The 9,942-nt window shown below is 39.8% G+C and carries 7 protein-coding genes and 1 tRNA gene; 2 read left to right on the forward strand and 6 right to left on the reverse strand.

What is annotated here, in order from left to right; genetic code table 11:
- Nucleotides 1-190: 190 nt before the first annotated feature.
- A tRNA-Ser gene (locus LMH66_RS10440) sits at nucleotides 191-281 on the reverse strand.
- 243 nt (nucleotides 282-524) lie between these two features.
- On the opposite strand from LMH66_RS10440, the gene LMH66_RS10445 reads away from it, so the two are divergent.
- Both LMH66_RS10445 and fabA read left to right on the forward strand, forming a co-directional pair.
- Nucleotides 525-2,264: a S16 family serine protease gene (locus LMH66_RS10445; RefSeq protein ID WP_229369874.1), complete on the forward strand. Its 1,740-nt coding sequence runs from the start codon at nucleotides 525-527 to the stop codon at nucleotides 2,262-2,264.
- Nucleotides 2,265-2,336: 72 nt separating this feature from the next.
- On the forward strand, nucleotides 2,337-2,852 hold the full coding sequence (fabA, locus tag LMH66_RS10450) for a 3-hydroxyacyl-[acyl-carrier-protein] dehydratase FabA (RefSeq protein ID WP_102528614.1): 516 nt from the start codon (nucleotides 2,337-2,339) through the stop codon (nucleotides 2,850-2,852).
- Between the two features lie 75 nt (nucleotides 2,853-2,927).
- Here the strand turns inward: fabA and rmf are convergent, their stop codons facing one another.
- From rmf to rlmKL, 5 genes are all read right to left on the reverse strand, one after another.
- Nucleotides 2,928-3,104, reverse strand: coding sequence for a ribosome modulation factor (rmf, locus tag LMH66_RS10455; RefSeq protein WP_102528615.1), 177 nt, complete (start codon nucleotides 3,102-3,104; stop codon nucleotides 2,928-2,930).
- Nucleotides 3,105-3,303: 199 nt separating this feature from the next.
- Nucleotides 3,304-5,196, reverse strand: coding sequence for a DUF3466 family protein (locus tag LMH66_RS10460; RefSeq protein ID WP_229369877.1), 1,893 nt, complete (start codon nucleotides 5,194-5,196; stop codon nucleotides 3,304-3,306).
- Between the two features lie 25 nt (nucleotides 5,197-5,221).
- Nucleotides 5,222-7,147: an ABC transporter ATP-binding protein gene (locus LMH66_RS10465; protein WP_229369880.1), complete on the reverse strand. Its 1,926-nt coding sequence runs from the start codon at nucleotides 7,145-7,147 to the stop codon at nucleotides 5,222-5,224.
- Entirely contained in the window at nucleotides 7,144-7,410 is a 267-nt protein-coding gene (locus LMH66_RS10470) for a glutaredoxin family protein (RefSeq protein ID WP_229369883.1), read from the reverse strand. The genes LMH66_RS10465 and LMH66_RS10470 overlap by 4 nt, the downstream gene beginning before the upstream one ends.
- A gap of 3 nt (nucleotides 7,411-7,413) precedes the next feature.
- Nucleotides 7,414-9,561 carry a bifunctional 23S rRNA (guanine(2069)-N(7))-methyltransferase RlmK/23S rRNA (guanine(2445)-N(2))-methyltransferase RlmL gene (rlmKL, locus tag LMH66_RS10475; RefSeq protein WP_229369885.1) on the reverse strand — a complete coding sequence of 716 codons (2,148 nt, stop codon included), beginning with the start codon at nucleotides 9,559-9,561 and terminating at the stop codon, nucleotides 7,414-7,416.
- Nucleotides 9,562-9,942: the final 381 nt, after the last annotated feature.

Here is a 9,942-nt window from a genome sequence, read left to right on the forward strand (position 1 = left end):
TACAAACCTGTGTTTAATTATAAATACACAAGAATGAAAAAAGGCTCATCATTTCTGATAAGCCTTTCGTCTTGAATATGGCGCAGATACGGATTTGAACCCTACATTGATGCCTACAAACCTATGCTATTTATTTATAACTATCTAGATAGCAAAAAGCCCACTATAAAATAGCGGGCTTTTTTAAATATGGCGGAGAGATAGGGATTTGAACCCTAGATGGGCTACAAACCCATGCCGGTTTTCAAGACCGGTGCATTCGACCACTCTGCCATCTCTCCGAACGCCGAGAATAATATAAGTATCAGGCTCACTTGTAAACAGGATTTTTTAAAAACTTATTCAAATGGTCATCAAATAGACTTTTTCGTTATTATTTAATCTAATTCAAATAGAGCTGGTGCTTTTTGAACTCAAAAATGATTAATAAAATGCTTTTAAACCTTCACTAGACTTGAATCATTTCAATGATATGACGATATAGTGTGCTAAAATCTTTTTAATGATTTCTAAAACGTAAAGCTATGACCACAACTTTAATCCCAACCTCGCAACTTGCACCACAATATACTTTGCCTCAATCTTTACCAAGTACCATTTATTTAAGCCAGTTGCTACTTGGCCAAGAGCGTTGTGTTGATGCTTTTAACTTAATGAGCAAAGTTGAGCAACAGCATTTATATTTGGCCGACTATGCAAGTATCGATCGTGCCCTCTTTATAAAAGCCCTGGTTGGGCAAGCCAATACGCCTTCTGATTCATACCTCGTTGCCACGAAAAGTAAAAACGAAAACCATGAATTTAGTTTTCGCTGGCAAACAGAGCTTCCTTCAGCCAATGTCGGCACTATAGCCAGTAAAAACCAATTATTTAGTTATGTAAGTGGTCAAATTCGCCGAGCTGATTTAATTGGTAAAATGCAGAAAACAGATAAAGCCAGTCAATATAAAGCTGGCATACTTGCATCGAACCACTTTGTATTTATTGATGTCGAATCGCTTTGGAAGCGCGAGGGACTGTGGGAATTTGTCATGCAAATTCTTGAACAGGGTTTTTATCGTATAAACAGTGAACTCGCACCAATTCCACTGAATTGTAAAATTATCCTTGTAGGTTCTGCTAATCTATTTACCCATTTGCGTACTGAAGACAGAGTTTTCTTTAAGTATTTTCCTTTGCTTGCTGAAGTCAATTCAGAGCTAGATTTAACAAAGTATTCTGAAAGCCAATATTTACAATGGTTAATGAGTTTAGCCAACGAATACGATATTCAGTTAGAGCTTTCCTCATTAATGCCTTTATTTTGGTATAGCGCTAAGCTCACAGAGCACCAACAACGCTTAAGTCTATCGATGCTGCAAATAACTCAAGTGCTATTGCAAGCTAAGGCATACACGAATAATAAAGCGGTCACAGCATCAGCAATCGCTAAAGTCATTTTACATGCCAAAAAACGTCATGACAGCTCAGCGCTATATGCAGCGCAAAATTTTGCAGACAATTTCATTATTCTGCAAACATCTGGTGAGATGATTGGGCAAATCAATGGCTTAACTGTCGTGGACACCCATGATGCTAGTTATGGTGAACCCGCCAGAATTACGACTACCGTGCATTACGGCGACGGTGAAGTCATCGATATTGAAAGAAAATCTGAATTAGGCGGTAATATCCATACTAAAGGCATGATGATCCTATCAGCGTCTTTATACCGTATTTTCGGGCGTGATGTGCCATTACATTTAAATGCCAACATTGTATTCGAACAGTCTTATCAAGAGATAGATGGTGATAGTGCTTCACTAGCAGAGTACTGCTGTTTAATGTCTGCCATTGCTGAGCAACCTATTAACCAAGCGTTTGCCATTACAGGCGCGTTAGATCAATTTGGCAATGTGCAAGCTATCGGAGGCGTCAATGAGAAAATCGAAGGCTTCTTTAATTTGTGCCAAACGCGTGGCTTAAATGGTGAACACAGTGTCATTATACCTAAATCTAATGTGTTACAACTAAACCTTGAGCCTGAGATCATCGATGCCATATCGAAGGGTTTATTCCATGTACATGCTATTGAACATATGGATGAAGCCATCTCATTGCTTATGCAGATACCTGCTGGCGAGAGAAATCAAGACAATGATTTTCCTGAAAAATCTTTATATGGCTTAGTCCAACAAAGGTTAGAAAAAATGGCAGGTCAAGATGATGACGATATCGAACCATCATTTTTGCAAAAAATATTAATAAAATTACGCATTATTTAGTGATCGGAGTTGTTTAGCTTACACGTGTTCGCTATCTTGTCACCCTACTCAACATAAAGTGGTAATATTTAAATGGTAAAAGCTAACAGTTTCACTAAAGAAGAGTTAATCGCATGCGGCAATGGTACCCTTTTTGCGCCTAACTCACCTCGCTTACCTGTCGACAATATGTTGATGATTGACCGTATAACTAAAATTAATGAAAACGGTGGTGAGTACGGTAAAGGCGAAATCGTAGCTGAACTCGATATTACTCCTGACCTATGGTTTTTTGATTGCCACTTTAATGGCGATCCTGTTATGCCTGGTTGCTTGGGGCTTGATGCAATGTGGCAATTAGTCGGATTTTACTTAGGTTGGGAAGGCGCTGAAGGTAAAGGACGTGCTCTGGGTGTTGGCGAAGTCAAATTCACTGGCCAAGTATTACCAGAAGCTAAAAAAGTCACCTACAAACTCACATTAAAGCGTAAGATTCATCGTAAACTAGTGATGGGTATTGCAGATGCTGTGATGGAAGTCGATGGCCGTGAAATATACAGTGCTACAGATTTAAAAGTGGGTATTTTTACTGATACTTCGTCATTTTAAAAATCACTTACCTCCAAATCTTAAAAGCCCTCACCATTCTTGTGAGGGCTTTTTTTATTTCATCACCCAAGAAAACTATTTATTAAATAAACCGCTTAAACGGCCATCAACACCTTCACGCCACCCGCCTAACCATTGTGATTTAGAATCTAAAGTTCCATATGGACAAAGTTCTTTTGAACGTCCAGCAATTCCTGCTTGGAAGCCTTTAGAAAAAGCTCTATCTAGTCGATCTCTTTTTTGTCTTTTCATTAACACATCCTCATTTTGTTAATTAAGCGCAATTAGTGAATAGATCACTAATGGCTTCACAATAAGAGATAGGCGACTTTTCATACAAGATCAATGTCGGTTTATGACATTTTTTCGCATTTTTAATTAAGGTATTGAGAAAAAAGACAAAAAAAAATCGAGGAAAAAACCTCGACTTTTTGTTTAAAAAATGCTCAATCTATTTCATTTTACGGCGACGCAACCAAAGTAATGGTAAGCCCAATAACCAAGCTAAAGAAGCAGCTCCTTTACGTACATAAGGTTCATCTTCGACAAGATCTGACTCTGTACACGCTTCTTGATTACCTGACGTTGGTTTCAGCACAACCATACGGGTTAAGAATGATGTTACAGGATCACCGTTACCATCAATTTCAAATAAAGGCGTACCGTTCTCACCTAAAATCAGGTTCCCATCAGAGTCGTATTGATAAATTGGCTTACGTACGAAAGCAGTACCTACTATTGTGCCTTCTTCATTAATGCTATTCGCTTCAACAACATAAAATTCAGCGCCGTAAGACAGGATAGAACCATCGCCATCAATCACTTCAACTTGATGACGACTCCATTCACCGTCTTCATCTTGCTCGTAACCTTTTGACTCACAGGTTAAGTTATTATTGATATTGATAAACTCGCTGTCGTTCATGTTATACAAGAACGCTGCTTTTGGGCGTGGTTTATCTTTGTCATAAGTAACCTCAATATTACCTACAACTTGACCCGCGTTGTTAATCGCTTTCGGTTTACTGGTTAAATCAGACAAACCTTCTTGAAAATCATCTGGCACCACAATTTCAGCAGCAGGATCATTGATATCATAGTAGAAGAACTTCTCTCTTAAATAACCGCTGATATATTTTTGAAAGCTACCTACAACAATACCATTATCATTGACATCATAAGCGATAGAGCTATAAACAGTATCACTGAAAATATCCGGATCAATCCAGTTATACTGGTAATCACCATTGCTATCTTTTTGCCAATATGCGGCATCTTGGTATAAATCGTCTTTGTCACCATTTCGATAAGTGTGAGAGCGACCTACGACCACATCATCATTATTAATACCTAAACCTTGAGCAATATAATTTAATGTCGAATCTTCATCAGGTGTTAACCCTAATGGCAGCTCTACAATATTATCTTCTGGAATTGTATTATCTGCTTCTATTTGCCACACATGAGCACGTGTTTGGTAAGAGATATTACGACGACCATTTGAAGGGTATTGGTCTGCTTGCACACAAATTTCTACTGGTGCAGGAAACTCTAGATCTTCATCCAAACTTGTATCAATACAGTTATCAATACGATCAGAACTGAATTCAATAATATCGGTACTAGCATAACCAGCCACTAAATTATTATTGTTAACCGCAGCAGCAGCTGACCAGCCACCCAGTTCAACCACAAAATCATCATCTTCACGAATATAGGTTTGATAAGATGGGATTAACTCGATTTCAGAACCATCATCTGTGACCGCAACCCCGCGCAGCTCAAAGTCACGGTAATACCAAAACTCTTGGTCTTCATCGCTACCTTCGTAATCCATCGTTTTTTCAGGTGCTGTATAAGAACCAACTTTTACACCATCATCATTCATGCCGTAAAAGAAAGTATCAACAGAGTTGATAATTAACTCACCTTCATCATCAACATCAGTTGGCGCGGTGGTCCCATTGACGCTAAAAAAGTTTGGATTCCATGGCGATTCAGCATCATTTTCTTCTGCTGTGAAAGTGTAATTATTGGCAATAATCGGCAAGAATACCGAATAGACAATGGCCTCTTCTGGCGCAATCCCGTCTTCAACATCAATAACGCCATCATCGTCTTCATCATCTACAGATAATTTTTTCTTACCTTTAGATACACCGACCAATTCATCATTGGCATTTACGCCAAGCGCATAGCCGCGGCTGGTGCCATCGACATTACCTTTGAGATCAAAATCTTCAATATTTACAATTTCATATACTGGAGCAGCATGCACACTGCCGATGGCGCCAAGCACACTCAAGGCAACGACAGATAATGCCTTATCAAACTTCGACTTCATTTTAATTCCTATTTTTATTATGCGCTTACTTCAATGACTCGAGTTCTTCCCAACGTTCAAAGCAAGTGTCCAATTCTTGTTCTTTTGCCGCCAATGCCTGTAGCACTGAGTTGACAGTATCTTGTGGTTGGCTATAAAAATCAGCTGAAGCCACAGTGTTTTGTAATTCTTCTACTTCCTGTTCTAACGTCTCCATTTTACTCGGCAATTGCTCGAGCTCACGTTGAAGTTTGAACGATAATTTCTTAGGCGCATTGGTTGTTGCTTGCTTAGGCTTTTCAGCTTTCGTTTCAACAGGCGCTGATGCTATGACAACAGATGCGGCGTCAGGTTCCTCAGAATAAAATTTAGCTCCTTGAGAAACAGCATCATTATAACCACCAACATACTCATGCCATCCACCATTACCCGCAAACCACCAACTGCTGGTTACCGTGTTATCTATAAATTCACGGTCATGACTGACAATTAATAATGTGCCTTCAAAATCAGTCAGTAGAGACTCTAACAATTCTAGGGTCTCAACATCAAGGTCATTGGTTGGTTCATCAAGAATAATTAAGTTTGCAGGTCTCAGTAACAGGCGTGCTAGCAACAAACGGTTTTTCTCACCACCTGATAACGCTTTAACAGGCGTTCTTGCCCTGGCAGGTGAAAATAAGAAGTCTTGTAAGTAACTTAAAATATGACGGTCTTGGCCATTAATTGTTACGGTACTTTTACCATCACCAACATTTTCTTCAACTGTTTTTTCTGGGTCAAGCGCTTCGCGGTATTGGTCAAAATAAGCAACTTCAAGCTTAGTTCCAACTTTTACTTCACCTGATTGAGGTGTTAGCTGCTCAATCAATAACTTAATCAGCGTCGATTTACCACAACCGTTGGGTCCAATTAATGCGATTCTATCACCGCGCATGACCGTTGAACTGAAGTTTTTAACTAAATCTTTTTCAGGAAGATTATAGTTTAGCTCTTTAATATCAAATACTAACTTACCAGAACGCTCTGTATCACTGACGTTCATCTTGGCGTTGCCTTGTCGATTCAAACGCTCGCTGCGCTCACTTCTCAATGCTTTTAATGCTCGGACTCGGCCTTCATTACGCGTACGACGTGCTTTAACGCCCTGACGGATCCAAGTTTCTTCTTCTGCCAGTTTTTTATCAAAGTGAGCATTTTGCTCAGCCTCAACCCGCAACCACTCTTGCTTACCTTCTAAGTACATTTTGTAATTGCCAGGCCAAGACGTGACAACACCACGGTCAAGATCAACAATTCGGGTTGCCATACGGTGAATAAAACCACGGTCATGGCTGACGAATACGATGGCACCTTTAAAGTTAAGCAAGAATTGCTCTAACCATTCAATGGTATCAATGTCGAGGTGGTTGGTTGGTTCATCAAGTAATAATAAGTCTGGCTCGCTGACTAGAGCACGTGCTAAAGCAACCTTGCGTTGCCAGCCACCAGATAACTCACTTAATGGCTTATCTGGATCGAGTCCAAGTAATTCACAATTCTGGATAATTCTTGAATCAAGTTGCCAACCATTATTATGATCTAGTGACTCTTGAAGACGCGTCATTTGATTGAGCATCTTTTCCATTGCTTCTGGCTCAGCAGTAGCAACGTCATGGGAAAGCTGATGATAACGCTCAAGTTGCTCACCAATTTCTTTAAGTCCCGCTGAGATATACTTATAAACCGTCCCAGTTTCCGCTTTGGGCGGATCTTGCTGTAAACGGCTAACATTCACATCTGAGGCGATATTAAATTCACCATCGTCAAGTAGCACATCACCTGATAGGACTTTCATCAAACTTGATTTGCCTGCGCCATTTCGGCCGACAATACAAACACGCTCACCAGGTAAAATAGTGAAATCAGAATTTTTCAATAATGGCGTATAACCATAGGCTAACGAACCATTATTAATACGAACTAGACTCAAACGACGCTCCTAATAAAATCAGTTAACTGTGGCACATCAAATGGCCAAAACAGTTCTTTATCACCCATAACTAACACTGGAATTGAAATACCGTAACGCTCAGCAAGTACTTCATCATCGCATATATCAATATGTTGATAACTCAGGGCTAATTGCTCAACCAGCGATTGAGCAATTTCACACAAATGGCATCCCTCTGTGTGATATAAAATTAAATCTGAGTTTTCAGTTTTTGTGTTAGTTAACATATTACGATTCTGCATACCTTAGCTGCTGTAAGGCGACTTAGCATGAGTGATTAACCATGTGTTATGGATGTGTGGATTACGCTTATAATCCATTGGTAAGGTTTGGTTATCAATGTTCTTCACGTCCATTTTATATTGGCCTAAAAGGTTGATATCCATTTTAAATTTACGTTTGTTGTTCGAGAAAATGATCTCACCCGTTGGGCTCAACAATTTAATCAAATCAACCAATAAAGCAGCATGGTCACGCTGAACATCCCAGCTATCTTCCATACGCTTAGAGTTTGAAAAGGTTGGCGGATCAATGAAAATCAAATCAAATTGTTCTTCACAATCTTTTATCCATTGAATGCAATTGGCTTGCTCAAACTTGTATTGTCTAACGTTGAGATTGTTTAACTCAAAGTTTTCTTTAGCCCAAGCTAAATACGTATTCGACATATCGACTGTCGTGACAGATTTAGCGCCACCAAGGGCTGCATGAACCGATGCACTACCAGTGTAAGAGAACAAGTTAAGTACGCGTTTACCTGCTGACTTTTCACCAACCAGTTTACGGGTTAAGCGATGATCTAAAAATAAACCAGTATCCAAATACCCAGTCAGGTTTAACTTGAATCGCGCATTATATTCTTGAGTAATAATCTCAAGCTTCTGCTCGTCTAACTTTTGGTACTGGCTAGCACCTTTTTGACGTTCGCGCGTTTTTAAGGTGACTAACTCAGGATCAATACCTAAGGCTGCAGGTAGTGATAACAATACATCGGTTAAACGACGTTTTGTCACAGCTTCAGGAATGGTAGCAGGTGCTGAGTATTCTTGAATCACAACGTGATCGACATACTTATCAATCGCCACATTATATTCAGGCAAGTCGGCATCATAAATACGGTAGCTATCGATACCTTCTTTTTTGGCCCACTTAGTCAATTGCTTCATATTCTTTTTAATACGATTAGCAAACGCAGGTGAGATATCGGCAATGTCGACACCTTCCGGTAATACTGGCGCTTCACGGCGGGTACTTTTGGCGTGCAATGTATAAAGGTTAAAACCACATTCCAACGCACCGTTAAACATCTTCATTTGTTTGTCAGCTTTAAGCTTTAATGCCGATAGCAATTCAATATCGCTACACAACATGGCAATCTTCCAGCCACCAAAATCTTTTTTGAACTTATCGCCTAACTGATAATAAAGCTGTAAAAGCTCAGTAATACTGCCTAAACGCTCACCATAAGGTGGGTTTGAGACTAAAAAGCCAGTTTCTAACGGCGGTGTCACTTCAAGCGCATCTGATACCGTAAAGTCAATTAAGTCAGCAACACCTGCATTTTCAGCATTCTGTTTTGCTAGCGCAACCATCCGAGAATCAATATCCGATCCGTAGAACTTAACATTACAACGAGATTTACCTAAGCTCGCTCGTGCTTTAGCTTCTTGTAAGATGTCTTGCCAAACTTGATCGTCATGCTGAAGCCAATGCTCAAAACCAAACCTTGCACGCTGCAATCCTGGGGCAATATCAGCAGCCATTAATGCAGCTTCAATCACAACCGTACCACTACCACAAAATGGATCTAACAAGTCAATCGGTTTAGCTTGCCAGCCACAACGAGCTAGCATATTGGCTGCTAAGTTCTCTTTTAGTGGTGCTTCACCCGTTATTGAACGGTAACCGCGTTGGTGTAATGAAGGCCCAGAGAAGTTAATCGACATGGTAAGTTGATTATTTCGAAAATGAGCATCGATTCTAAAATCTGATTGGATACGTTCTACATCAGGACGTTCCTGACCATCATCACGAAAACGGTCAACAACAGCATCTTTAATTTTCAGTGCGCCAAACTGGGTGTTGTTAATAAACCCACCAGTACCGTGAAAATCAATACCAAATGTACTTTGATTAGAGAAGTGAGATGGCCAATCAACAGCATATGCTGCGTTATAAAGTTGCTCGGCAGACTCACAAGCACCTTTATAGATAACAACGACAATGCGGCTAGCAAGTCGAGACCACAATGTAATTCGGTAGGCAAGTTCTATAGGTGCTGAAAAATACACACCAGCGACGCTTTCCTTAACATCAGTAGCACCAAACTCTTTAAGCTCATTAGATAAGCTATATTCAAAACCCTTAGGGGCAGCAGCAAAAAAATTTAACATGGAATCGACGTCATCATCTCACAGATATAATTAAGTCGGCATTATATACCTAAACCGATTGTCAGGTGTGAAAATGTCACTGAAATGGATAAATTCTAGTCTTTTGAGTCGTTTTAGCTATTGAGTACCATTAAATCTACGATTTATTGGTTAATTTGATCCAAAAATTAGCTAATTGAAAGCAAGAACGCATATACAATGCTTAAAAGGACACCGATTAAGGCTGAAATAGTCTATATATGCTCATTAACCCAACAAACGATCATAAATATGCTATTTCGACTTGCCAAGGGCACTATAGGTCGTTATAGTTCGCCCCGCTTAAACGGACGCGGGATGGAGCAGTTTGGTAGCTCGTCGGGCTCATAACCCGAAGGTCGT

The organism is Shewanella sp. 10N.7, from assembly GCF_020806285.1.
Classification (GTDB): domain Bacteria; phylum Pseudomonadota; class Gammaproteobacteria; order Enterobacterales; family Shewanellaceae; genus Shewanella; species Shewanella electrodiphila.